22 protein-coding genes and 1 pseudogene are annotated in these 24,475 nt (G+C 64.3%); 17 read left to right on the top strand and 6 right to left on the bottom strand.

Annotated elements, in window-relative coordinates; genetic code table 11:
* Nucleotides 1-84: 84 nt before the first annotated feature.
* Both ilvC and RAD16_RS14115 read left to right on the top strand, forming a co-directional pair.
* Complete coding sequence (ilvC, locus tag RAD16_RS14120) at nt 85-1,104, top strand: ketol-acid reductoisomerase (RefSeq protein WP_014493068.1); 1,020 nt, start codon at nt 85-87, stop codon at nt 1,102-1,104.
* Nucleotides 1,105-1,580: 476 nt separating this feature from the next.
* Nucleotides 1,581-2,431 (top strand): annotated as a pseudogene (locus tag RAD16_RS14115) (SDR family oxidoreductase).
* Between the two features lie 7 nt (nt 2,432-2,438).
* On the opposite strand, the gene RAD16_RS14110 reads toward RAD16_RS14115, so the two are convergent.
* On the bottom strand, nt 2,439-3,059 hold the full coding sequence (locus RAD16_RS14110; RefSeq protein ID WP_458158483.1) for a hypothetical protein: 621 nt from the start codon (nt 3,057-3,059) through the stop codon (nt 2,439-2,441).
* A gap of 107 nt (nt 3,060-3,166) precedes the next feature.
* On the opposite strand from RAD16_RS14110, the gene RAD16_RS14105 reads away from it, so the two are divergent.
* From RAD16_RS14105 to RAD16_RS14095, 3 genes are all read left to right on the top strand, one after another.
* Nucleotides 3,167-3,823 carry a TetR/AcrR family transcriptional regulator gene (locus RAD16_RS14105; RefSeq protein WP_458158482.1) on the top strand — a complete coding sequence of 219 codons (657 nt, stop codon included), beginning with the start codon at nt 3,167-3,169 and terminating at the stop codon, nt 3,821-3,823.
* Between the two features lie 335 nt (nt 3,824-4,158).
* Entirely contained in the window at nt 4,159-5,871 is a 1,713-nt protein-coding gene (locus RAD16_RS14100; protein WP_458158481.1) for a sulfatase-like hydrolase/transferase, read from the top strand.
* 138 nt (nt 5,872-6,009) lie between these two features.
* Entirely contained in the window at nt 6,010-6,387 is a 378-nt protein-coding gene (locus RAD16_RS14095) for a rhodanese-like domain-containing protein (protein WP_458158480.1), read from the top strand.
* 129 nt (nt 6,388-6,516) lie between these two features.
* Here RAD16_RS14095 and RAD16_RS14090 read toward each other — a convergent pair whose 3' ends face one another.
* Together RAD16_RS14090 and RAD16_RS14085 are read right to left on the bottom strand one after the other, a co-directional pair.
* On the bottom strand, nt 6,517-8,076 hold the full coding sequence (locus tag RAD16_RS14090) for a glycine betaine ABC transporter substrate-binding protein (RefSeq protein ID WP_458158479.1): 1,560 nt from the start codon (nt 8,074-8,076) through the stop codon (nt 6,517-6,519).
* Nucleotides 8,073-8,855 carry an ATP-binding cassette domain-containing protein gene (locus RAD16_RS14085; protein WP_458158478.1) on the bottom strand — a complete coding sequence of 261 codons (783 nt, stop codon included), beginning with the start codon at nt 8,853-8,855 and terminating at the stop codon, nt 8,073-8,075. The genes RAD16_RS14090 and RAD16_RS14085 overlap by 4 nt, the downstream gene beginning before the upstream one ends.
* A gap of 133 nt (nt 8,856-8,988) precedes the next feature.
* Between RAD16_RS14085 and RAD16_RS14080 the strand changes: the two genes are divergently transcribed.
* Both RAD16_RS14080 and RAD16_RS14075 read left to right on the top strand, forming a co-directional pair.
* Entirely contained in the window at nt 8,989-9,807 is an 819-nt protein-coding gene (locus tag RAD16_RS14080) for an ABC transporter ATP-binding protein (RefSeq protein WP_458158477.1), read from the top strand.
* A complete protein-coding gene (locus tag RAD16_RS14075) occupies nt 9,807-10,595 on the top strand; it encodes an ABC transporter permease (RefSeq protein ID WP_458158476.1) in 789 nt (262 codons plus the stop codon). The genes RAD16_RS14080 and RAD16_RS14075 overlap by 1 nt, the downstream gene beginning before the upstream one ends.
* Before the next feature lie 45 nt (nt 10,596-10,640).
* Here RAD16_RS14075 and RAD16_RS14070 read toward each other — a convergent pair whose 3' ends face one another.
* Nucleotides 10,641-11,090, bottom strand: coding sequence for a cupin domain-containing protein (locus RAD16_RS14070; RefSeq protein ID WP_326904899.1), 450 nt, complete (start codon nt 11,088-11,090; stop codon nt 10,641-10,643).
* Nucleotides 11,091-11,229: 139 nt separating this feature from the next.
* Between RAD16_RS14070 and RAD16_RS14065 the strand changes: the two genes are divergently transcribed.
* From RAD16_RS14065 to RAD16_RS14030, 8 genes are all read left to right on the top strand, one after another.
* Nucleotides 11,230-12,255 carry an ABC transporter substrate-binding protein gene (locus RAD16_RS14065; protein WP_458158475.1) on the top strand — a complete coding sequence of 342 codons (1,026 nt, stop codon included), beginning with the start codon at nt 11,230-11,232 and terminating at the stop codon, nt 12,253-12,255.
* 29 nt (nt 12,256-12,284) lie between these two features.
* Nucleotides 12,285-12,989, top strand: a complete 705-nt coding sequence (locus tag RAD16_RS14060) for an NUDIX hydrolase (protein ID WP_458158474.1) — start codon at nt 12,285-12,287, stop codon at nt 12,987-12,989.
* Nucleotides 12,990-13,083: 94 nt separating this feature from the next.
* Nucleotides 13,084-14,394, top strand: a complete 1,311-nt coding sequence (locus RAD16_RS14055; RefSeq protein WP_458158473.1) for an ABC transporter substrate-binding protein — start codon at nt 13,084-13,086, stop codon at nt 14,392-14,394.
* A gap of 15 nt (nt 14,395-14,409) precedes the next feature.
* A complete protein-coding gene (locus RAD16_RS14050; RefSeq protein ID WP_458158472.1) occupies nt 14,410-15,180 on the top strand; it encodes an ABC transporter ATP-binding protein in 771 nt (256 codons plus the stop codon).
* Nucleotides 15,180-15,884 carry an ABC transporter ATP-binding protein gene (locus RAD16_RS14045; protein ID WP_458158471.1) on the top strand — a complete coding sequence of 235 codons (705 nt, stop codon included), beginning with the start codon at nt 15,180-15,182 and terminating at the stop codon, nt 15,882-15,884. The genes RAD16_RS14050 and RAD16_RS14045 overlap by 1 nt, the downstream gene beginning before the upstream one ends.
* Before the next feature lie 5 nt (nt 15,885-15,889).
* Nucleotides 15,890-16,771: a branched-chain amino acid ABC transporter permease gene (locus RAD16_RS14040; RefSeq protein WP_458158470.1), complete on the top strand. Its 882-nt coding sequence runs from the start codon at nt 15,890-15,892 to the stop codon at nt 16,769-16,771.
* Nucleotides 16,768-17,787 carry a branched-chain amino acid ABC transporter permease gene (locus tag RAD16_RS14035; protein WP_458158469.1) on the top strand — a complete coding sequence of 340 codons (1,020 nt, stop codon included), beginning with the start codon at nt 16,768-16,770 and terminating at the stop codon, nt 17,785-17,787. The genes RAD16_RS14040 and RAD16_RS14035 overlap by 4 nt, the downstream gene beginning before the upstream one ends.
* Complete coding sequence (locus tag RAD16_RS14030; RefSeq protein WP_458158468.1) at nt 17,747-18,664, top strand: polyphosphate kinase 2 family protein; 918 nt, start codon at nt 17,747-17,749, stop codon at nt 18,662-18,664. Before RAD16_RS14035 ends, RAD16_RS14030 begins: the two co-directional genes overlap by 41 nt.
* A 130-nt stretch (nt 18,665-18,794) precedes the next feature.
* Here RAD16_RS14030 and RAD16_RS14025 read toward each other — a convergent pair whose 3' ends face one another.
* Nucleotides 18,795-19,679, bottom strand: coding sequence for an MBL fold metallo-hydrolase (locus RAD16_RS14025; protein ID WP_458158467.1), 885 nt, complete (start codon nt 19,677-19,679; stop codon nt 18,795-18,797).
* 412 nt (nt 19,680-20,091) lie between these two features.
* Nucleotides 20,092-20,700 (bottom strand): hypothetical protein, encoded by a 609-nt coding sequence (locus RAD16_RS14020; protein WP_458158466.1) that lies wholly within the window; start codon nt 20,698-20,700, stop codon nt 20,092-20,094.
* A 219-nt stretch (nt 20,701-20,919) separates the two neighbouring features.
* On the opposite strand from RAD16_RS14020, the gene RAD16_RS14015 reads away from it, so the two are divergent.
* Together RAD16_RS14015 and RAD16_RS14010 are read left to right on the top strand one after the other, a co-directional pair.
* The gene (locus RAD16_RS14015) at nt 20,920-23,241 is read left to right on the top strand and encodes a mechanosensitive ion channel domain-containing protein (RefSeq protein ID WP_458158465.1); all 2,322 of its coding nucleotides are present in this window, start codon (nt 20,920-20,922) and stop codon (nt 23,239-23,241) included.
* A 90-nt stretch (nt 23,242-23,331) separates the two neighbouring features.
* A complete protein-coding gene (locus RAD16_RS14010) occupies nt 23,332-24,330 on the top strand; it encodes a Bug family tripartite tricarboxylate transporter substrate binding protein (protein WP_458158464.1) in 999 nt (332 codons plus the stop codon).
* The last annotated feature ends 145 nt before the right edge of the window (nt 24,331-24,475 follow it).

The following is a 24,475-nucleotide window of genomic DNA, read 5'->3' as shown; positions in this document are numbered from 1 at the left end:
CTCTAGACAGCCCCCGAAATCCGCAAATTTCACCCTTCGGACACTGACCATCGGCCGCTTTTGGCCCTGAACGAGGAAACGACTATGCGTGTTTATTACGATCGCGACGCCGACCTGAACCTGATCAAGGGGAAGAAGGTCGCCATCGTCGGCTATGGCAGCCAGGGCCACGCCCATGCGCTCAACCTGAAGGACTCCGGCGTCAAGGAAGTGGCGATTGCGCTCCGCAAAGACTCGGGCTCGGTCAAGAAGGCGGAAGCCGCCGGCTTCAAGGTGATGGAAGTCGCCGAAGCCGCCAAATGGGCCGACCTCGTCATGATGCTGACCCCGGACGAGCTCCAGGGCGACATCTATCGCGAGCACCTGCACGACAACATGAAGAAGGGCGCCGCCCTCGTGTTCGCGCACGGCCTCAACGTCCACTTCAACCTGCTCGATCCGCGCGCCGACCTCGACGTGCTCATGATCGCGCCGAAGGGCCCCGGCCACACCGTGCGCTCGGAGTATCAGCGCGGCGGCGGCGTGCCCTGCCTGATCGCGATCGCCAAGGACGTCTCGGGCAACGCCCATGACCTCGGCCTGTCCTACGCTTCGGCCGTCGGCGGTGGCCGCGCCGGCATCATCGAGACCACCTTCAAGGAAGAGTGCGAGACCGACCTGTTCGGCGAGCAGGTCGTGCTCTGCGGCGGTCTGGTCGAGCTGATCAAGGGCGGCTACGAGACCCTGGTCGAAGCCGGCTACGCCCCGGAGATGGCCTATTTCGAGTGCCTGCACGAAGTGAAGCTGATCGTCGACCTGATCTATGAAGGCGGCATCGCCAACATGAACTACTCGATCTCGAACACTGCCGAGTACGGCGAGTACGTCACGGGTCCCCGCATCGTCACCGCCGAGACCAAGGCCGAGATGAAGCGCGTTCTCGCCGACATCCAGGGCGGCAAGTTCGCCCGCGACTGGATGCTCGAGAACAAGGTCAACCAGACCTCGTTCAAGGCGACGCGCGCCAAGCTCGCTGCGCACCCGATCGAGGAAGTCGGCGCCAAGCTGCGCGACATGATGCCCTGGATCAAGAAGGGCGCGCTGGTCGACAAGTCGAAGAACTAAGTCGTCGTCGTCGCGACGCGGCGTATCGCTTACGCCGCGTCGGACGCGAGAGCGAAAACACAAGCTTCGCTCGCCAAACCAAATCTTAAACCTTCGCGACTATATTCGAGCGAGATCGCAGATAGCGGTCTCGCTCTTTTCATCTCGCGCGAAGCATTGCTGCTTCATTCAAATTCTTCGCGAGCTGATGTGCCCTCTGAGTACGAAGAACTGACGCTTAAACCATATTCTTGAGTTCGCGTCGTTTTTCAGGACTTTTTCAGCAGCAGCCGATTGCCAAAAGCCTAGCGTCTTCAGAGTCAAGGATTCGGCTCTTCATCCGTATTTTCAAGGCGCAGATCCATCTCGTGCGCGACGTTTACGCGCCGCTTCATCTTAAGAACTGACACCTGCAACCTCAGCTTGAGCGCTGGGCGGCATTGCGCACCAAGGCCTTCCTCCTCCATGATCTCTGGAATTCAAAGGGGGGAGCGACCATGCGATCCGTCGTCGTCACCGGCGTGTCCACCGGCATCGGCTGGGCCATTGCAAAATTCCTGATCGGGCGCGGCTATCGCGTCTTCGGCAGCGTCCGCAAGCAGGCCGATGCCGACCGTCTCAAGGATGAGTTCGGCGCGAACTTCACGCCGCTGCTGTTCGACGTCACCGACGAGGCAGCCGTGCTGGCCGAGGCCCGCCAGGTACGCGAGGCGCTGGGCGGCGAGACGCTGGCCGGCCTCGTCAACAACGCCGGTATCGCCGTCGCCGGCCCCGTGCTCGAATTGTCGGCAGACGACTTTCGCCGCCAGATGGACATCAACGTCATCGGCCCCGTCATCGCGACGCAGGCCTTCGGGCCGCTGCTGGGCGCGGACCCGTCGCTGAAGGGAGCGAAGGGACGGATCGTGATGATCAGCTCGGTTGCGGCAAGAACGGTAACCCGCTGTCGGCGCCTTATTGCACGTCCAAGCACGCGATTGAGAGGCTGTCGGAAAGCCTGCGGCGCGAGCTGATGCTGTTCGGCATCGACGTCATCATCGTCGCGCCCGGCGCGGTGAAGACGCCGATCTGGAGCAAGGCCGAGCAAATCGACCTCTCCGTCTACCAGAACTCGCCCTATCTGCCGGCGCTGAACAAGGTCATGGCGTTCATGATGGACCTTGGCGCCAAAGGCCTGCCGGCCGAGCGGATTGCCGAAGTCGTGTTCGAGGCGCTGACCGCGGCAAGCCCCAAGGTGCGCTACCAGATCACGCCCGACCCGCTGCGCCATCTGATCGGCGCATTGCTGCCGAAACGGACGGTCGATCGCATCATCGCCAAGCGGCTTGGATTCCTGCCGCAGGCCTGATCGGCGTTCAGCCCGCCGCGATGGTTCGCCCACGTGGATGGGCGGCCATCGCGATCAGCCGCAGTGCCATCACGGCGAGCAGCGGAATGAGGAAGGCGGCATAGAGCGGCATCGCCGGCACGCGCTTGCCGAACGACACCATGAACTGGAACCAGAGGTAATAGCCGCCGGCGAGATGCAGCACGCGCCAGGCGCGCGGTCCGACCAGCGCGGCGGTGCGGTCGAACGAGGTCGCGCTCATGGCGACGATGATGGCATAGCCGATGCCGCCGAAGACGTAGGAGGCGGGCGAGGTGGCTTCCGCGAAGCCGGCCGGATCCGTGTTGGCGAAGTCGATGATCGCCACCGCGTGGATGGCGTGGGAGGCCGCAAAGCTTAAACCCAAGTAGCGGCGGTTGCGACGCTGCCAGCGCGTCCAGGCATTCGGCCACAGCCGCGCCAGACCCGCGGCACTGAAGGCGAGGCAGAACAGCAGCAGCGAGCTGCGCGCAGTAAAGCGGATCACCATCCGCACGCCCTCGACCTCGAACTGCCGCATCGAGGCGATCCACAGGCTGAGCGCGATCAGGCTCAGGGTGAGGGCGGCCAGCAGCCGCCAGCCTTCGAACCAACCTTGACGTTGCGACATGGCGATTTCCTCGGTTATGTAATCATCGATTACATTTGAGGGTGGCGAGGTCGTCAATGGTGTAATCGCTGCTTACATTCACGTTCGGGTGATGCTAGGACAACGCCATGCCTGCCCGACAGCCGTCCAAGCCGCGCGCCCGCCGCCAAGCCTCTGAAGCCCGGCCGTACCATCACGGCGATCTCCGCCGTGTGCTAATCGATGCTGCGCTGCAACTGGCAGCCGAAGGCGCCGAGGTCTCCGTGCGTGAAGCCGCGCGTCGGGCCGCGGTGTCGCCGGGGGCGCCGTTCCGGCACTTCCCCAACCGTGATGCCCTGATGGCAGCTGTAGCCGAGGAGGCGCAGCGGCGCTTTCGCACCGAGATCGAGGTGGCCCTTGGCCAGGCACCAGCCACCGATCCGCTGGGCCGGTTCCGCGCCTTCGGCCTCGCTTATCTGCGCTGGGCGATGCGAAACCCCGCGCATTTCGAGATCATCTCCACGGGGCGCTTTTTTGCCCATGGCAGCTCCCCTGAGCTGACCCGGGACAATGCTGAGCTGATCGCCCTGACCGAGCAGATGCTGGCTGACGCAGCCGCGCAGGGCCTGCTGCGCTCGGCTGACCTCAAGCGTATCCAGATCGCCGGACGCGCGCTGGTCTATGGCTTTGCCCGCATGAATCTCGACGGCCACTTTCCGCGCTGGGGTGTCGCGGAGGGCGAGATCGACCGGATGGCGGAAGGGGTGATCGACCTGTTCATCGCGGGGATCGCGAAGTCCGCTTGACCTCATGGTGAGGAGGCGCGTAGCGCCGTCTGCGGACGATGCTTCGCATCGCCGCGAGAACCATGCAGGCCCGACTGCTGCCCCGGGCCTCGCCCTTCGAGACGCCCGCTTCACGGGCTCCTCAGAGTGAGGGGATAGAACTGGCCGTGCGGCCGTTCGCCGCCCACCAGGATTAAGCCAAAGTCGCGTCGCGGCGCGCGTTGCCTGTCCTTGACCGTTCCGTTACAGTTTTGTGACATGGTGCAGGCATCCGGCTGCGCCGGACGCCCTAGCCGCCGCCAGGCCGGCCAGACGGCTAGGTTTCATTGCGCCGGACCAGCTGTTGCGTGTCGTCGATGGCGTCCGCGCCCAATCCAGGTCCCTCTGCCACGACCGCCGTGCTGGCGAGCGTCGCCGCGCTCGGAATCTGGCGGCTGCTCGCGGTTGCCGCGCCGCATCTGGCAGCGCTCGCCCTGATGTACGAGACCGAGATCGATTTCGGCTCGCGCCTCTCCTTCGCGCTGGCCTGGGGCATCCTCAACTTCTTCTGGATCACGTTGCTGCGGCGGCCCGCGCTGTCGGGTGCGCTGTCGCTGACCATGGTCGTGGTGCTGGTGCTGCTGTCGCGGCTCAAGCACGACGTCGTGCAGATGACGGTCAACTTCATCGACCTGATGATGATCGACCGTGACACCGTCGCATTCCTGTTCACGATCTTCCCGAATTTGCGCTGGTCGGTGATCCTGGCCGGCCTCGTCACGCTGCCGCTGATGTATGCGCTGTGGTGGCTCGATCCGTTCCGCATCCGCCGCTTGCCGGCGCTGGCCTGCAAGCTTGCTTGTCTTGCCGCCCTGGTCGGCTATTCGCTCTATCATCCGGATGAGGCCTGGCGCGGTTATTACGACGACGGCTATCTCTCGAAGTTCTTCCGCTCCGGCGTCACCGCGGTATCCGACTTCGCGCAATACGGCTTCATGGAATCGGCCGCTTCGACCAATGAGCGGCTCAACATGCCGCTGGTCGATGCCTGTCATCCCGCCGGCCGCCGGCCGAACATCATCATGATCCATGATGAATCGAGTTTTGACATCCGCGCCGCGCAGGGCGTCAAGTTGCCCCATGGCTATGGCAATCACTTCAAGTCCTGGGACGGCAAGCAGCGCACCTTCCTCGCCGAGAGCAATGGCGGGCCGAGCTGGTTCACCGAATACAACGTGCTCGCCGGGCTGTCGTCGCGCTCGTTCGGCCGCTTCGCCTATTTCGTGACGCGCATCGCATCCAACCGTGTCGAGCGCGGCCTGCCGCTGGCGCTGCGCCGCTGCGGCTACGATACGATGTCGCTCTATCCCGCCTATGGCGGCTTCATGGGCGCGCGCAGCTTCCAGATGACGACCGGCGTCGAACGCTTCCTCGACTCCAGGGATCTCGGCGCCAAGGATGTCGAGCCGGACTCTTTCTTCTACGACAAGGCGCTGCAGCTGATGGGCCAGCAGCCGCCGAACAAGCCGCTGTTCACCTTCATCTATCTCGGCGCCAATCATTTCCCCTGGGAGACGCGCTTCCGCCCTGACCTGCTGCCGACCTGGCGCGCGCCGGGCAATGCGGCGTCGATCGACGAATATCTGCGCCGGCAGGCGATGAGCGCCGAGCAGTACAAGGCGTTCGTTGCGGGCCTGAAGAAGAGTTTTCCGGGCGAGCCCTTCCTGATCGTGCGCTACGGCGATCACCAGCCCGAATTTGCGCCGAACCTGCTCGAGCCCGGGCTCGACGAGGGCGCGATCGGCAAGAAGCTCGACGCCTACGATCCGCGCCTCTACGCGACCTATTACGCCATCGACGCCGTCAATTTCGAGCCGGTGAAAAGCGAGGCCGTGATGGACACGGTCGACGGCCCGTATCTGCCGCTGGTGATCCAGGAGGCCGCCGGTATCCCGCTCGACCCGTCCTTCGCCGAGCAGAAGCAGATCATGCTCCGCTGCAAGGGCATCTTCTACGGCTGCAAGGACGGCGCCGAGGCGCGGCGGCTGAACCGGTTGCTGATCAATGCCGGGATCATCCGCGGGCTGTAGTTTTCATCGCGGCCATTCATTCGCCACCGCGTCCGTCGATATTTTGGTCCCGCGTCCTCGTCCGAACGAGGGACGCGATGAAGGATGATGCCGGGTAATGGGGCGCTCGATCAACCGCGAACCTTAAGGAGGAGTCATTTGCCAATCTCCGTGAAACAGATGCTCGAGGCCGCCAACGCGGCCGTGCCGAAGATCTCCCCGGCCCAGGCGAAAGAGATGATCGGGAAGGGCGCGCTCGTGCTCGACGTGCGCGATGCGCCTGAAGTCGAGAAGAGCGGCAAGATCCCGGGCGCGCTGAACATCTCCCGCGGCATGCTGGAGTTTCGGGCCGATCCGGACTCGCCCTATCACGACAAGTCCCTCGCCAGGGACAAGACCGTGATCCTCTATTGCGCCTCCGGCGGCCGCTCCGCGCTCGCCGGCAAGCTGCTTCAGGACATGGGCTACGGTCACGTCTACAACGTCGGCGGCTTCAAGGACTGGGTCGATGCCGGAGAGGCGACCGAGAAGGCCTAGCACGGGCGGCGGCGCGGGGAGGCACGCCCTAAAGCGCGATGACATTAGGATGAATCGTCATCGCGCTTTAGCTTGTTGTTTGAGCATGATCTTTTCGGAAAACCGCTGCGCACTTTTCCGGATCATGCTTTAGCGCCGGCCCACCTTCTCCCACAGCCACTTCGCCACCACATCGGGCGATGAATTCGCGTCGTTGCCGCTGGCGCGCAGGTTGGCTTCGCGCATCGTGGCGATGTCGATCCTGCCGAGCAGCGGCTTGAGGGCTGCCTGCAGCTTCTCGTCCCCGGCGCGCTTCGGCGCCAGCAACAGGATTGCGTCATAGGGCGGAATCGCGTGCTTGGGATCGTCGAGCGCTGTGAGGTCGTATTTCGCGATCAGGCCGTCGCTGGTGTAGCCGGCGATGACGTCGACCTCGCCGCTGGCGACCGCGGCATACATGAAGTCCGGCTGCATCTGGCGCTGGGCGCGGAACTGAAGTCCATAGGCCTTTTGCAGCGCCGCCCATTCCGGGCGCGAGAAGAATTCGTAGTCGCCTGCAATCGATAGGGTCGATGCATGCGTGGCGAGATCGGCGATGCTGCGGACGCCGAGCGCCTCGGCACGCTTCTTCGGGATCACCAGCGCATAGGCGTTCTCGAAGCCGAGCTCGCCGAGCAGGGTGATGTTGTCCTTCGCGAGTGCTGTCCTTAAATCGGTCAGCAGCTCCGCGCGCGGCTTGATGTCGGTGCGATGCAATTGATTGGCCCAGAGCGTACCGGAATAGTCGACATAAAGATCGATGTCGCCCGCCTTCAGCGCCTCGAAGATCACGCTGGAGCCGAGGCCTGATCGCGCGGTGGCGGCAAGACCGGCCGCCTGGAGGCGGTCTCTGAGCAGCGCCGAGAGCACATATTGCTCGGCAAAGGTCTTGGCGCCGACGACATAGCTTTGCGATGAGCGGCTCATCGTCGGCACCAGCGTGGCGGCGACCAGCGCTGCGATGCCGATGCCGCCGAGCGCGGTGCGCAAGCGGCTGCGTTGGCGCAGGCCGCTCTCGATCAGGCCGAGCAGTTGATCGACGGCGAGCGCCAGCAGGGCCGAGACAAGGCAGCCGAACAGCACGAACACCCAGTTCTGGGTCTGCAACCCCGCGAAGATGTAGTTGCCGAGGCTGGTCTGCCCGATCGGCGTCGACAGTGTCGCGGTGCCGATCACCCACACCGCGGCGGTGCGGATGCCCGCCATCATCACCGGCAGTGCCAGCGGCAGCTCGACCATCGTCAGCGACTGACGCGGCGTCATGCCGACGCCCTTCGCGGCTTCGATCAGCGCGGGATCGATGCCGTTGAGGCCGGTGATGCCGTTGCGCAGCACCGGCAGCATCGAATAGAGCGCCAGTGCCAGCATCGCCGGCAGGAAGCCGAAGGCGGAGAATGACACGCCGAACCAGGCGAGCGTGACCGAGGCAGCCGCCAGCAGCAGCGGATAGAACAGCGCGAGCAGCGCCAGCCCCGGCACCGTCTGCACGATGCTGGCAAGCGCGAGCAGGACGGCGCGCGGCGCCGGCCGGTTGCGCGTCAGGATCGCCAGCGGCAGGCTGGCAGCGAGGCCAAGCGCGAGCGCGGCGAGACTCACCCGCACATGGTTGCCGAGATAGTCGGGCAGATGCGCCAGCGCCTCGCCCCAGCGCGGATCATTGAGGAGGCTCATGCCGCACCGCTCGTGGGCAGCAGCGTATTCAGCCGCTCGACCTGCCGTCGCGGCGTGCGCAGCAACTCCAGCACGTAGGAATCGCTGCTCTGCGAGAGCTCGGCGGGCGTGCCCTGCGCCAGCAGCCTCCCGCCGTGCATCACCGCGATACGGTCGGCAAGCAAGATCGCCTCCGTCATGTCATGCGTGATCATGACTGTCGTCAGGCCGAGGCTGCGATGCAGCGAGCGATAATCGTCGCCGAGCGCATCGCGGGTGAGGGGATCGAGCGCGCCGAACGGCTCGTCCATCAGCACGATCCTGGGCTTTGCCGCGAGCGCCCGCGCCACGCCGACGCGCTGGCGCTGGCCGCCTGAGAGTGCCTCGGGCAGCCGGTCGCGATGGGAGGTGCGGTCGAGCTGCACGAGCTCCAGCAGCTCGTCGACGCGTGTTGCGATCGCCGCCGCGGGCGTGCCGAGCAGCCTTGGCGTGATCCCGATATTGTCGGCAACACTCAAATGCGGGAACAGTCCGCCGCTCTGGAAGACGTATCCGATCCGCCGCCGTAGTGCGACCGGATCGATGTTCTGCACGTCCTCGCCTTCGACGGTGATCGTGCCGCCATCCGCCTCGATCAGCCGGTTGGCGAGCCGCAGCAGCGTCGTCTTGCCCGAGCCCGAGCCGCCGACGATGGCCACAAACTCGCCCTCGGCGATGTCGAGCGACACGTCGTCAACGGCCTTGAGGGAGCCGAAGCTTCTGGTGACGTGGGCATAGCCAATCATCGGCCTGGACGGCATCGGGCGGGGCTCGCTTCGCTGCCCCGCCCATGGAGGGAGGGGATGACAAGGCCCATGCGTAGCACGCTTGGCCGGTTGATTGAACTTGGCCGCGCGAGCGGCTAAGGCATCGGGCGAGGTTCGGAGGGAACACATGACAACGCCCACGGCAGTGGCGCTGGAAGATGCCAAGGTTGCGTTCCGGCTCGGGGACGGCCGGGTTTATACGGCGGTGGAGAAGGCGCATCTTTCGGTCGCGCAGGGCGAGTTCGTCGCCATCGTCGGCCCCACGGGGTGCGGGAAATCGACGCTGCTCAACGCCGCCGCAGGCCTGCTCAAGCCGGCCGCCGGCAGTGTCAAGATATTCGACCGGCCGCTCGCGGGGCTGAACCGGGATGCCGGCTACCTGTTCCAGGCCGATGCGCTGTTTCCCTGGAAGACGGCGCTCGACAATGTCGCGATCGGGCTCGAGATCAAGGGCACGCCGCGCGCAGAGGCGCTGCCGCTGGCGCAGAAATGGCTGACGTCGGTCGGCCTCGGCGCCTTCGCGGGGCGCTATCCGCACATGCTGTCGGGCGGCCAGCGCAAGCGCGTGGCGCTGGCGCAGGTCCTGATCCGCGATCCAAAAATCCTCCTGATGGACGAACCGTTCGGCCCCCTCGATGCGCAGACGCGCCAGGTGATGGGCAATCTGCTGCTCGACCTCTGGAACGCCGACCGCAAGGCCGTGCTGTTCGTCACCCATGATCTCGAAGAGGCGATCGCGCTTGCCGACCGCGTCGTGATCATGTCAGCGGGACCGTCCTCGCGTATCATCGGCGACTGGCGCGTCACGCTCCCCCGGCCGCGCGACATTTTCGAGGTGCGGCTCGACAAGGAGTTTCACGCACTCCATCGCGAGATCTGGAGCGTGCTCAAGGACGAGGTGATGAAGGGCTACGCGCAATCCACCCAGGCGGCGGAGGCGGTCTGATGTCGCGCGTCACGCTGCTTGCGCTGCAAGTCCTGGTCGCCGTTGTCTGCCTCGCGATGTGGCAAGTCTTTTCGAGCGTGCCGGTGTTCGGAAAAATCCTGCTGCCGCCGTTCTTTTTCTCCAACCCGGTCGACGTGTTCAGCCAGATCGTGAAATGGTTCGCCTCCGGCGTGATCTGGAAGCATCTCGGCATCACGCTGGCAGAATCGATCCTCGCCTTCGTGATCGGCTCGCTCGGCGGTGTGCTGATCGGCTTCTGGTTCGCACGCCAGCCGCTCGTTGCCGCGGTGTTCGATCCCTATGTGAAGATGGTCAACGCGCTGCCGCGCGTCGTGCTGGCGCCGATCTTCGCGCTGTGGCTCGGCCTCGGTATCTGGTCCAAGGTCGCGCTCGGCGTGACGCTGGTATTCTTCATCGTGTTCTTCAACGTCTATCAGGGCGTCAAGGAGGTCAGCCGCACCGTGCTCGACAACGGCCGCATGCTCGGCATGAGCGAACGGCAGCTGATGCAGCACGTCTATTGGCCCTCGGCGCTGTCCTGGATGTTCTCCTCGCTGCACACGTCGGTCGGCTTCGCCGTGGTCGGCGCGGTCGTCGGCGAATATCTGGGATCGGCCGCGGGGCTCGGCTATCTCATCCAGCAGGCCGAGGGCGTGTTCGATGTCGCGGGCGTGTTCGCCGGCATGTTCGTGCTGTCGGCTTTCGTGATCCTGATCGATTTCGGCGTCACGCTGGTCGAGCGCCGCCTCCTGGTGTGGCGGCCGACCGCGTCGGACGGGCGCGGCTAGCAGTGGAGGGCCCGCGCATCGGCGCGAGCCCCTGATAGCAAGAGCTCAGTCCAGCAGCTTGGTATCGTCAGGCGCCTGTGGGGGCGTCTTGATCGCGATCGCCTTGACCTGACCGCTGATCGGCTTGGTGCCACCATGCGGCGTGCCCTTCGGGATGATCACGAGATCGCCCGGTTTCACCGTGACCTCCTTGTCGCCGAGCCAGATCGTCCCGGTTCCGTCCAGGATGTACTGGATCTCGTTGGTGTTGGGGTGCATGTGCTTGGGCACATTGCCGACCTGGATCGAGATGGTGGCGCCGTCGGCGCTGGCGAACATCTTTGAGCGGTAGCCGACATTGTTGGCGGCCCCGAGCGCGTCGCCCTCCATCTCGCCGGTGTGGATGATCTGCGCGGTGATGTTCTCGGCGGCCAATGCCGGCCGGAGCAGCTGGTTGGCACCGCATCCGGCGGCAAAGGCGGCGGCGATCGACAGTCCGGCAACAAGGCGATTCATGGATGATCCTCCCCATCAAGAATTGTTGTTGTGGGCGGATGCTATTGCGTCGAAAGACCAATGGCTAGTCGCACTTAAGCGGTGCTTCTCAAGCCGGTCCCGCTGCTCTATGGTGCCGCCAGCCGAACGGAGGAAACCAATGAAGAACACGATTGCCAGGCTCGCCGGCGCGCTGCTCGCGCTGACGCTCACCACCGGTCTTGCTTCGGCCCAAAGCAAGGTGACCGTCGCGATCGGTGGCGGCGCCTGCCTGTGCTATCTGCCGACAGTGCTGGCCAAGCAGCTCGGCGAGTACGAGAAAGCCGGCCTGAACGTCGATCTGGTCGACCTCAAGGGCGGCTCGGACGCGCTCAAGGCCGTGCTCGGCGGCAGCGCCGACGTCGTCTCCGGCTATTTCGACCATTGCGTCAACCTCGCCGCCAAGAAGCAGGAGCTTCAGGCCTTCGTGGTCTACGACCGCTATCCCGGCCTCGTGCTCGTGGTCGCGCCCTCGCGCACCAATGACATCAAGTCGGTCAAGGATCTCGCCGGCAAGAAGGTCGGCGTCAGCGCGCCCGGCTCCTCCACCGACTTCTTCCTGAAATATCTCCTGAAGAAGAACGGCCTTGATCCTGCCGGCACCGCCGTGATCGGCGTCGGCCTCGGCGCGACCGCGGTCGCGGCCATGGAGCAAGGGCAGCTCGACGCCGCCGTGATGCTCGATCCCTCCGTGACCGTGCTCCAGGGCAGCCACAAGGATCTGCGCATCCTCTCTGACACCCGCACTCAGAAGGACACCCTCGAGACGTTCGGCGGCGAATATCCGGGCGGCGCGCTGTATTCGACCGTCGCCTGGATTAACGGGCACGAAAAGGAAACGCAGGCACTGACCAACGCGATGCTCGCGACGATCGCCTGGATCCATTCGCATTCGCCCGAGGACATCATGGCGAAGATGCCGGAGGAGATGGTCGGCAAGAACAAGGACCTCTATCTCGCCGCGCTGAAGAACACGATCCCGATGTTCTCCGAGACCGGCAAGATGGACCCGAAGGGCGCGGACGCCGTGCTCGCAGTGTTCAGCGTCGGCTCGCCCGAGGTCGCCAACGCCAAGATCGACGTCAGCAAGACTTTTACCAACAAGTTCGTCGATCAGGCCAAGAAGACCACGGGAAGTGCCAAATAACTGACGCGAACACGTTGTAATCAGGCGTCATGACGTCACTCACCATCCATCGCGTCACGACGCTTGATCTTGCCGTGCGGCCGGCCGTCTGGCCGTTCGCGGAGGAGCGCCGCGACGAGATCGCGGCGCATTTCGCCCAGCAGCAGCGCGAGCGGCCGAAGATCTGGAACGGCCGCGTCCTGCTTGGGCGCGATGCCGTGTTCACGGATGGCCATCTCTCCGCGACCTATTTCGAGACCGATTTCGCCAGCTTCCTCGCCTGGCGGGACTGGGGCTATCCCGACAGGGGGGTGTTCAACGGTTTTGGCATGGGCGCGCTGCGCAGCTCCGACGGCGCCTTCATCATGGGTGAGATGGCGCATCACACCTCCAATAGCGGCCGCATCTATTTCCCGTCCGGCACGCCCGATCTCGACGACGTCAGGGACGGGATACTCGACATTCCCGGCAGCGTCGTCCGCGAGCTCGCCGAGGAGACCGGCCTGTCCGAGGCCGACTGCCGGGCCGAGCCGGACTGGCACTGCGTCTTCACCGGTCCAGCTCTTGCAATGATACGGGTCCTCAACCTGGATGTGCCGGGCGACGTCGCCCGTGCCCGCATCGAAGCCAATCTCGCGCGCGAGGCCGAGCCCGAATTGTCGGCCATCCATCTCGTGCGCGGGATCGATGATCTCAAGCCGTCCATGCCGCGATTTGTCACGGCCTTCGTCGAGCAGCAGTTCGCCTCGCGCTGATGCGCGAGGCTTGACATCGCTGCGCGCAGCCCATGTGATGGGCAAAAAATAAAACCAAGGAGAATGCAATGCACAATCGTCCAGGGAGGTTTAGATGCGCCTGCGCATGGCTGCCCGCTTGGTACGTGGGCTGTTGGTCGCGATAGCAGCGACGGGCTTGGCGGTGTCCGCCGAAGCTCAGGAGAAGAAGATCAAGATCGGCGTCGTCTTTGATTTGACCGGGCCTCTCGCGGGCGGCGGATCTGAACTCGGCTATATCGGCGCAAAGATCGTCCTCGACCATTTCGCCAAGACCGGCGTCGAGGGCCACAAGATCGAGGCGGTCTATGCCGACGCGCAAAGCAAGCCCGACATCGCCATCAACGAATCCGTCCGCCTGCTCGAGCAGGAAAAGGTCGACATGGTGCTCGGCTTCTTTTCCTCGGCGCAGTGCGTGCCGGTCGCCGCGCGTGTCGAGCAGCTCAAAAAGTTCATGTGGATGACGACTTGCATCTCGTCGGCCGTGTTCAACGACAAGGGCTACAAATACGTCTTCCGCCCGCAGGCGAGCGGCGACCAGTTCGGCATGATGACGATGGATTTCATCGCGCAGAATGCCAAGGCAAAGTTCGGCAAGGAGCCGAGCGAGCTGCGCGTCGCCATCATCCACGAGGACGGCGCCTATGGCGTCGACGTCTCCAGGGGCAACGAGGCCGGCGCCAAGAAGGCGGGCTTCAATGTCGTGATGAAGGAGGGCTATTCGGCGACCGCGCCCGACCTCTCAGCGCTCGTGACCAAGCTGAAGCGCGCCAAGCCGGATGTCATATTCCACACCGGCTACAACCCCGACATCACGCTGCTGCTGCGGCAGGCTCGCGAGCAGGGGCTGAAGTTCGGCGCGCTGATGGGCCATGGCGCGGGCTACGGCGTCTATGAGAAGCTCAAGGAGGGCATGGGCGCCGACGCCACCTACATCTTCAACACCGACCCGATCTCGATCTGGCTCGCCAACCAGAAGACGATGGATCCGAAGCTTCCGGCCGTCATCAAGATGGTCGGCGAGGAGTTCGACAAGATCAGGCCCGGCGTCGCCATCCGTTCGGCCCATGTCGGCATCGGTGCGTCGAACACCTATGTGTTCATGAGCGACGTGCTGCCCCGCGCGATCAAGAAGTACGGCGGGGTCGATCCCGATGCGCTGCGCAAGGCCGCGCTCGACACTGATATCCCCGAGGGCGGGACCATGCTCGGTTTCGGCGTCAAGTTCTACGGCGAGGGCACGCCGATGGCGGGTCAGAACGAGCGCTCGTTCCCCGTCGTGATCCAGTACATCGACGACAAGTCCCATGTGGTGTGGCCCAAAAGCCAGGCGCAGCGCGAGGCCGTGCTGCCGCTGCCGAAGGGCACCACCTACAGCAACCAGTAGAGGCGGAGAGCGGTGGTGCTGGAAGTCAGCGGGCTGGTGAAGCGGTTCGGCGGCTTCACCGCCGTGAACAATGTGTCGTTCAGGGTCGATCAGGGCGAGATCCTCGGCCTGATCGGCCCCAACGGCTCGGGCAAGAGCACGATCTTCAACATGCTGTCCGGCACGCTGGCGCCAAGCTCCGGCTCGATCCTGTTCGCCGGGCATGAGATCGCGGGCCTCGCGCCGCACCGGATCATCAATCGCGGCATTGGCCGCACCTTCCAGATTCCGCGTCCCTTCCGCCGCCTGACCATTTTCGAGAACGTTGCGCTCGCAGGCTTCTACGGCCAGGGCCGGCACAGCCGCATCAAGGCCGAGGAAGCGGCCGAGCGATCGCTCGCCATGGTCGGCCTGCCGACCGATCGCCATGCCAGCGTCGATGGCCTCGGCGCCGCCGGCCTGAAGAAGCTCGAGCTGGCGAAAGCGCTCGCCACTGCGCCAAAATTGCTGCTGGCCGACGAGAGCCTCGGCGGCCTCGACGAGGCCGAGATGGACCAGGCGGCGGACATGCTGCGCAACATCCGCGACGAACTCGGCATCACCATCATCTGGGTCGAGCACATCATGGGCGTGCTGATGCGCGTCGTCGACCGCGTCATGGTGCTCGATCACGGCGAGAAGATCTCGGAAGGGCTGCCGAGCGCGGTTGCGGGCGATCCGCGCGTCATCGAGGTCTATCTCGGCACCGATGCCGAGACCACGCAGGCCGCCGCCGCCGAAGCGCGCCGCCGCGCGGGAGGGCAGTGATGCTGGGGATCCGCGGCGTCAATGCCGGCTACGGCACCTTCCAGGCGCTGTTCGACGTCGATCTCGACGTGAAGGCGGGCGAGGCCGTCGGCGTCATCGGCCCGAACGGCGCCGGCAAGACCACCCTGATGCGCGTCATCTCCGGCCTGATCCGTCCCTCGCGCGGGTCGATCGCCATGGAGGGCGTCGACGTCGTCGCGACGCCGCCGCACAAGATCGTCAGCCTCGGCATTGCGCATGTGCCGGAGAACCGGCGGCTGTTTCCGCAGCTCACGGTCGACGACAATCTCAAGATGGGCGCGTTCATGAAGGAGGCGCGCGGTCACTATGCCGAGCGGCTGGAGGTCGTGTTCGACCTGTTTCCGCGCCTGAAGGAGCGCCGCCACCAGATGGCCGGCACCATGTCAGGGGGCGAGCAGCAGATGTGCGCGATCGGCCGCGCGCTGATGTCCAAACCAAAGCTGCTGCTGCTCGACGAGCCCTCAGCGGGACTCGCGCCGGTCGTGGTGCAGCAGGTGTTCGAGCTGGTGAAGCGGATCCGCGCCAGCGGGCTGACGGTGCTGATCGTCGAGCAGAACGTGCAGCAGGTGCTGAAGGTGGTCGATCGCGCCTATCTGATCGAGGCCGGCAGCATCCGCGCGTCCGGCACGTCGGCCGAAATGCTGGCGAGCGACACGGTCAAGGAAGCGTATCTCGGGGTGTGAGGTTCATGCAGGCGTTCCTGGACGTATTCGATATCTACCTGTTGGAGGCCGTGATCAACGGCATCCTGCTCGGTGGCGTGCTGGCGCTGCTTGCGCTCGGGCTCAACCTGATCTTCGGCGTCATCGACGTGACCTGGATCTGCTACGCCGAGCTGGTGATGATCGGCATGTATGCCATGTATTTCATGGTGCAGTATTATGGCGTCAGCTATTTCGTCGCCGCGCCACTCACCATTGTGCTGGTCGCGATCCTCGGGGCTCTCTTGCACTACCTCGTGATCGCGCCGCTGCTCACGGCGCCGCCGATCAACCAGCTGCTCGCGACCGGCGGCGTGCTGTTCGTGCTGCAGAGCTTCGCCACGGTCGCCTTTGGCATCGACTTCCGCAATCTCGGCATCCGCCTGCCGGTGCTCGCCTTCGGCGATATGAATTTCAGCTACGCCCGGCTGCTCTCGTTCCTGGCCGCGCTGGTCGGCATGGTCGCCGTCTATCTGTTCATGACGCGGACCTTCACCGGCACCGCGATCCGCGCGATCTCGCAGGACCGACAGATCATGGCGCTGATGGGCGTCGATACGAAGCGGATCTATCTCATCACCTCAGCGCTCGGCGGCGCGCTGGCCGGGCTCGCCGCGTGCCTCCTGGTGCTGCAATACGACGTGCATCCCTTCGTCGGCCTTTCCTTCGGGCCGATCACCTTCCTGATCTGCGTGCTCGGGGGCCTCGGCAATTTCATCGGTGGCTTCATTGCCGCCTTCGTGTTCGCCGAGATCATCTCGCTCGGCGGCCTGTTCTCCGATCTCGAATGGGGCTACGTGCTCGCCTTCGCTTTCTTCATCGTCATGATGTTCATCCGGCCCGCGGGCCTGCTTGCGAGGCGCCGATGATGGGGCAGGGGCGGCTTGCAGCCTGGACAGTGGGATTGGCGGCGCTGGTCGCGCTGCCCTTCGTCTATCGCGATCCCTATCATCTCCACATCCTGGTGCTGATCCTGATCTGGTCGTTCGCCTATACGTCCTGGTCGATGATGGGCCGGTTCGGCCTCGTCTCACTCGGCCATGGCGGCTTCATGGGCATCGGCGCCTACGTCACCGCGTTGCTCTGGAACCATCTGGGACTGTCGCCCTGGATCGGCATCCCCATCAGCATGGTCGCGGCCGGCGCGCTGGCGCTGATCGTCGGCTATCCCTGCTTCCGCTTCCGCATCACCGGGCATTATTTCGTGCTGGTGACACTCGCGTTGTCAGGCATCGTGCTCCAGGTCATCACCGCAACGCGCGACTATACCGGCGGCTCGCTCGGCTACACGCCGAACCGCGCCACAGGCAACAAGCTGCTGGCGCTGCAATTCGACGACAAGACGACCTGGTACCTGATCGCGCTCGCGGTCTGGCTGTTCGGCATCGTGGTCTGGCACTGGGTCGACCGCAGCATGGCGCGCTATGCGCTGGAGGCGATCTCCGAGGACGAGGATGCGGCGGCCGCCGCCGGCGTCGACGTCACCGCGGAGAAGCTGAAGATCACGCTACTCAGCGCGCTGATGACGGCGCTCGCGGGCGCCATTTACTGCCAGTACCAGATGTTCATCACGCCCGACACCGTCAGCGGCATCGCGGTGTCGCTCCAGATGGTGTTCGCCGCCATCGTTGGCGGCCTGTTCGTCTCGCTCGGCCCGACTGTGGGCGCCGTCATCACCATCCTGCTGGCGGAGACCTTACGCATCGGCTTCGGCACCAAGGCGGTCGGCTGGGACAACCTCGTCTACGGCGTGCTGCTCGTGCTTTTCATCATATTCCTTCCCAAAGGCATCCTTGGTAGCGTGCTCGACCGACTGAAGCCGCAACGCAAGGTGCCCCGCGCTCATGAGCAAGAAGCCGTCCAAATCGCTCGCCCAGGAACTTGACCACTACATCACGCCGTTCCGCTATGATGGTTCGGGCAAGTTTCACCTCAAGGACCACAAGACCAACGAGAGGAGCGATCTCGATAAGGAGAAGGCGCAGGAGATTCTCGACGCCAACAAGAAGCGCCTGATCGAGTTCCAGGAAAGGCTCTATGCCCAGGACCGCTGGTCGCTGCTGATCGTGTTCCAGGCCATGGACGCCGGCGGCAAGGATAGCGCGATCAAGGCGATCTTCGAGGGGATCAATCCGCAGGGCTGCGAAGTCTCCGCCTTCAAGGCGCCGACGAGCAAAGAGCTCGATCACGACTTCCTCTGGCGCCACGTAATCGCGTTGCCCGAGCGCGGACATATCGGCATCTTCAACCGCTCTCACTACGAGGAATGCCTGGTGACACGCGTGCACCCGGAGATCCTTGCCAAGGAGAAGCTGCCGCCGAAGCTCGTCACCAAGAACATCTGGAAGGAGCGCTTCGAGGACATCTCCGCCTTCGAGCGCTATCTCTGCCGCAACGGCACCGTGGTGCTGAAGTTCTTCCTCAATCTCTCCAAGGAAGAGCAGCGCAAGCGCTTTCTCGACCGGCTGGAGGAGCCGGCCAAGCAATGGAAATTCTCGATGGACGACATCAAGGAGCGCGCCTTGTGGCCGCGTTACCAGGCGGTCTATCAGGACATCGTTCGCCACACCGCAACGTCCCATGCGCCGTGGTACGTCGTCCCCGCCGACCACAAATGGTTCGCCCGCGTCGTAATCGGCTCGGTGATCAATGCCACGCTCGAAAAGCTCGACCTGCGCTTCCCCCGCGCCGACAAGGCGTCGCTGGCGGAGTTCGAGGCGGTGCGCAAGGCGCTGGAGCGGGAGGGGAAGGGAAAGCGGTGAGGGCCGCGATCTCAGGTCCCGTAGGGTGGGCAAAGCGCAAGCGTGCCCACCAATCTTTGACCCGATCGAAGTGGTGGGCACGGCGCTGGCGCGCCTTTGCCCACCCTACGGCTTCTGTGCAAGCCGCCTGTCAGTACCCGCGGCCCCACCAGTAGCAGAAGCGCTCGACATTGGCGGGAAGGCTGGCCTCGTAATTCGCCCACTTCTCGTATTTCGGCAGCTTCACCTCCTTCATCGCGGTGTCGAAGCATTTGCCGGCGTCTGCCGCCTTCTTCACCTCCGCCGAGAGGTCCTCCATGTAGGCGATGTCGTCCTCGACGTCCTTCTTGGTGCCGAAGCGGCCGCCCGCATAAGGATGGCCGGGGATCATCCGCTCCCAGTCGAGCGAGGCCAGCTTCTTCAGCGAGGCGATATATTCCAGCGGCGAGGCGTTGTCGGGGATGTTGCGGAACTGGACGGATTCGATCGGCGCGAAGTCGACGACGAAGACGATCTTCTCCTTCGGCAGCCGCATCACCAGCGAATTGTCGGAATGGTTGCGGCCGACATAGTCGAGCTCGAGCGTGGTGCCGCCGAGCTTGATGATCTTCTGGTCACCGACCACCTCGTCCGGCATCACCACGTCCGCGAGCAGCGAGTTCTGCTTCTTCAGCTCGAGCAGGCGCTCCTTGGTCCACCTGTGCGCGATGAAGGTGGCGCCGAGATCCTTGAAGGGCTGGCCGCCCGCGATGTGGTCGTAATGGTGGTGGCTGTAGATGACGTATTTGATCGGCTTGTCGGTAACCGCCTTGATCGCGTCGATATAGGGTTTTGCGGGACGCAAGTAAGAGATCGGGTCGGTCGCGATCACGCCTTGCGGCGTCACCACGAACATGGACTGATGGCCGCCATAGCGGAAGACGTAGACGTTCTCGGTGCCGTCGACCTTGCGGGTCGAGGTCTGCGGCGGGCTTTGCGCGAATGCTGACCCGGTCACGAGGGCAGCGAGAACGGCGATGCAAAATGATGCTTTCATCTCTGGCTTTCTGAAAAAGGATGGGGCGGGAGAGGCGAGTATTCCCTTCGACACAAACGCTGCGTCGAGGGATTTATTCCGCTGTTTCACGGCCAATCTGTCGCGGGTAACGCATGGAACGCGTCCGCAAAAGTGATTTGAAAGCCATTGATCCTGCTTGACAGTTTTAAGTCACGGGAGGAGCATCATGAGGGTCGCGAATACGCGACGCGGAACATCCATCTCGAGAGCAAGGGGAGGTCTATGACGCCACCTCCGCAAATCCAGCCGCGTTAAATGCGATGGAGCTCGTTCGGACTATCGCATAGCGGCAGAAACCGCGAACGGCACGCCGGGTAAAGGTCTAGAGGGCTGCATCAGTGAGGCAAAGCCCCTACCTACCCGGCGCTGTGCGTTTTGGGCTGGCTGCGCGCTACGCCTTCTGCACGCCGAAGAGATCACCAAACCATTGATAGTAGACCGGCTGCTTGTCGTGGAGCGTCGTGCGATTGAACGGCGGACGGTCGACATTGCCCCAGAGATAGAGGCTTCCCGTCACGGCAAAATATTCCTGCACGTTCTTCAGCACGTAGGCGTCCGGCGGATAGAGTTCGTTCTGCCGTGCGATCCCATAGAAGCGCAACAGGTCGGGGTTCTGCAATGCGCCCGGCAGGACACGAAAATGATTGGCGTACAGCAGCACCGGCTTCTCGGGCGGGACGATCGATGCATCGACCGTCACGCCATCGACCTTTGACGAGAAATGTCCGCCGCCGTCGCCCTGCCCAGGCTTGACCGCGACCGGCTGGCTCTTGAAGAAGGTCATGATCTCGGGCTTGGCCCCGCAGCCGACGACGATGTCGATCTGGTGCTTCAGCGAGGCAACGATGTCCTTGATGTTGGGCGCGGCCTGCGCGGCGCTGGTGTCGACGGCGATGCTGCGATAGGTGAAGGTCGGTCCCGTCTGCGCGATCGCGGATCGCGTGCCAAGCAGGATCGCAGCTCCCGCAAGCACGAGCTGGCGCCGATCGAAATCTGTCATGTGATGCCCCCGAATTCCCGCCGCAATTTCGCATGCTTTTGCGACACAGGCCATGGATGGGTTCCATCACATCTGCGTTGCAGCAAATGCCAAGAGAATGTCGCCTCATTGGCAAACTTCCGACACAGGATCGGGGCGAATACCCACGATCCGACATGACACACTGCTTCGGGCGGTCACGATTCCGCTGGCGCATTTCATTTATTTTGGGGAATCCGCGTGTCGCATAAGCTTGCCTCGGCGCTTCTCGCTGCCTTCTTTCTCGCCTTCTCTCCGACCCACGCAGAGCCGCCTGCGCCGGCGGCCAATAGCGCGGCCGCGCTGTCGCCCGACGAGGCCAAGCGGGCGCTGGAGACCCTTCAGGACGACAAGAAGCGCGCGCAGATGATCGACACGCTGCGCGCCATTGCGAGTGCGTCCGGTCAGCAGTCGCCCGCGCCCGAGGCGAAATCGCCGATCCCGCTCTCGGCCGACGGTCTCGGCGCCCAGCTTCTGCTCACGGTGTCGGAGCAGATCGGCGAGATCTCGAGCGAGATCGCGAGCATGGCGCGAACCCTCACGCACTTTCCAGCCTTCTATTACTGGATCGTGCGCACCGCGAACGATCCTGCCGCCTACAATCTCCTGATCGAGATCGCCTGGAAGCTCGCGCTGGTGCTCGGCTGCGCGCTCGCGGCCGAATGGCTGATCTTCCGCCTGATCCGGCGTCCGGTCGCGTTCCTGGAGGGACGCGTGCCGCAAACCGCGCGCTTGCCGGCGCAGGTGCTGCCGATCGCCGATCCACCGTCATCGGTGGCGGACGTTACTCCCGCGCCCGAGCTGCACAGGCGCCGCCACAACCTGGCGCGGATCTGGCAGGTGATGCTGCGGCTGCCCTTCGTGCTCGGGCGTTTCGTGCTCGAGCTGCTTCCCGTGTTCATCTTCATGGGCGTTTCCACCGCGCTGCTCGGAACGGAGATCGGCGAGCCGACTACCGTTCGCCTCGTGATCCTCGCGGTCGTCAATGCCTACGCGTTCTCGCGCGGCCTCATTTGCGTGGTCCGGGCGCTGGCCGCGCCGTTCGGCCTGCTTCCGGTTCGCCCCGAGACTGCGGCCTATATCGAGATCTGGGCGCGCCGCATCGTCGGCGTCGGCGTCTCCGGCATCGCCTTCGCCAATGTGGCGCTGCTGCTTGGCCTGCATCGGGCCGGCTATGCCGCGCTCATTCGCATGGTGATGCTGGTCGTGCATCTCTTCATCGCCGTCATCATCCTGCAATGCCGTCGTCAGGTCGCCGAAGCCATCCGTGCCCCGGCTGACCGGCAGGGGATCGCGGCGCGGCTGCGCAACCGCATCGCCGGCGGCTGGCATTATCTTGCCATCGCGCTCGATCTCGCGCTGTGGGCGGTGTGGGCGCTGAACATCCGCAACGGCTATTCGCTGCTGCTGCAATATTTCGTCGGCACCGTCGTGGTGGCGCTGCTCACGCGTGTGGCCATCATGCTGACGCTGGGTCTGATCGACCGCGGCTTCCGCATCAAGCCGGAGATCCTGCAGCGCTTTCCGGGGCTGGAGACCCGCGCCAACCGCTATCTGCCGCTGCTGCGCAAGATCGTCTCCGGCGTGATCGCCTTCATCGGCTTCGTGGCCGTGCTCGAGGTCTGGGGCGTGGACGCCATCGTCTGGTTCTATGGCGGCCAGATCGGCAGCCGGCTGATCTCGGCGGTGGTGACGATCGGCATCGCCGTCTTCGTCGCTGCGGCGATCTGGGAAATCGCCAACGCGCTGCTGGACCGCCAGATCAACGCGCTGTCGCGGGACGGCCATTATGCCCGTGCCGCACGCCTGCGCACTTTCCAGCCGATGCTGCGCACCGCGCTGCTCTGCCTGATCGCCACTGTCGTCGGCCTCACGGCGCTGAGCGAAATCGGCGTCAATGTCGCCCCGCTGCTCGCGGGCGCCGGCATCGTCGGCATCGCCATCGGCTTCGGCTCGCAGAAACTGGTGCAGGACCTAATCACCGGCCTGTTCCTGCTCTTGGAGAACACGGTGCAGGTCGGCGACACCGTCAGCGTGTCGGGTCTCTCCGGTGTCGTCGAGAACGTCTCGATCCGAACCATCCGGCTTCGCGCCGGCGACGGCGCCGTGCATATCGTGCCGTTCAGCGCGGTCACGACCATCACCAATGCGAGCCGCGGCGCCGGCAATGCCTCGGTCAGCGTCAACGTGGCCTACAAGGAGGATACGGATCGGGCCGGTCAGATCCTCAAGGACATCGTCGACGAGATGCGCCGCGAGCCGGACTTCCGCGCGCTGATCCGCGGCGATCTCGAGCTCTGGGGCATCGACAAGGTCGACGGTGCCATGGTGTCGATCGTCGGCCAGATCCGTTGCACCGAGGCCGGCCGCTGGCCGGTCCAGCGCGAATTCAACCGCCGCATGAAGCAGCGTTTCCAGCAGCACGGCATCGAGGTCGCGTCCGCCACGCAGACCATTTTGATGCACATCGCGCCGCCGGCCGACAGTGCCGCAAATCTGACCCCACGGCGGGCAGCTGGATAATTTCCAGCTTGCCTCGGCCCGCCCGGCAGCGTTCACTCCGGCTCCAGCCCGCTGCCAACAAGCGGGCGGCAAAAAGGGTGGGAGAGACTGATGCGGGGGCTGTGGGCCGTGTTACGCGGTCATGTGATTGTCGTATGCGCGTTGCTTGGATGTGCGGCGTGGACCTCGCCGGCAGGCGCCCAGCCGTTTCCCTCGCGCCCCATCACTCTTGTGGTGCCGTTCGCGGCGGGCGGGCCGACCGACACGCTGGCGCGCATCCTGTCCGATCGGATCGCTGCGGAATTGCACACCACGGTCGTGGTCGAGAATGTGGCCGGAGCCTCCGGCAGCATCGCCGGTGCCCGCGTCGCGCGCGCGGCGCCCGACGGCACGACGATCACCATCGGCCATTGGGGCACGCATGTGCTCAACGGCGCGATCTTCAAGCTGCCCTATGACGTGCTTGCCGATTTCGAGCCGGTTGCGACCATCGCGATGGGCACGCAGCTCATCGTCGGCCGGAAGTCGCTCGAGGCCAACAACCTGAAAGAGATGATTGCCTGGCTCAAGGCCAATCCCGGCAAGGCCACTGCGGGCACGGCCGGCGCGGGCACGGGCGCACATGTCGCCGGCGTCTTCTTCAAGGAGAAGACCGGCACCGACTTCCAGTTCGTGCCCTATCGCGGCGCCGGGCCCGCGATGATCGATCTCGTCGCAGGCCAGATCGACATCATGTTCGACCAGGCCTCGAACTCGCTGCCGCAATACAAGAACGGGGCGATCAAGGCGTTTGCGGTGACCTCGCCGACAAGGCTTGCATCCGCGCCCGATATTCCGACCGTCGACGAGGCGGGCCTGCCCGGCCTTTACATCTCCTACTGGCACGGCATCTGGGCACCGAAGAACACGCCGAAAGATATTGTCACAAAGCTCAACGCGGCCATCGTCGCCGTGCTCGCCGATCCCGCTGTCAAGCAGCGCTTCGGTGAGTTGGGGCAGGAGATTCCGCCGCCCGACCAGCAAACACCCGCAGCGCTCGCGGCTTTCCAGAAGGCCGAGACCGAGAAATGGTGGCCGATCGTGAAGGCCGCCGATATCAAGCCGGAATAGCTGCGCGACATTAACCTTTTGTCGTGTTCGCCAATCTCGCTGCGGTGCGAGATCACAATCGATGCGCGGAGTGCTACGTCCTTGATCTCAGGGGACCGCTGGCCGACAATGTCGGCCCTTCAATAAGAAACTCCCTGGGGGATTT

The sequence above is a fragment of the Bradyrhizobium sp. 18BD genome, assembly GCF_054185225.1.
This window is presented reverse-complemented; position numbering and strand designations above follow the sequence as displayed.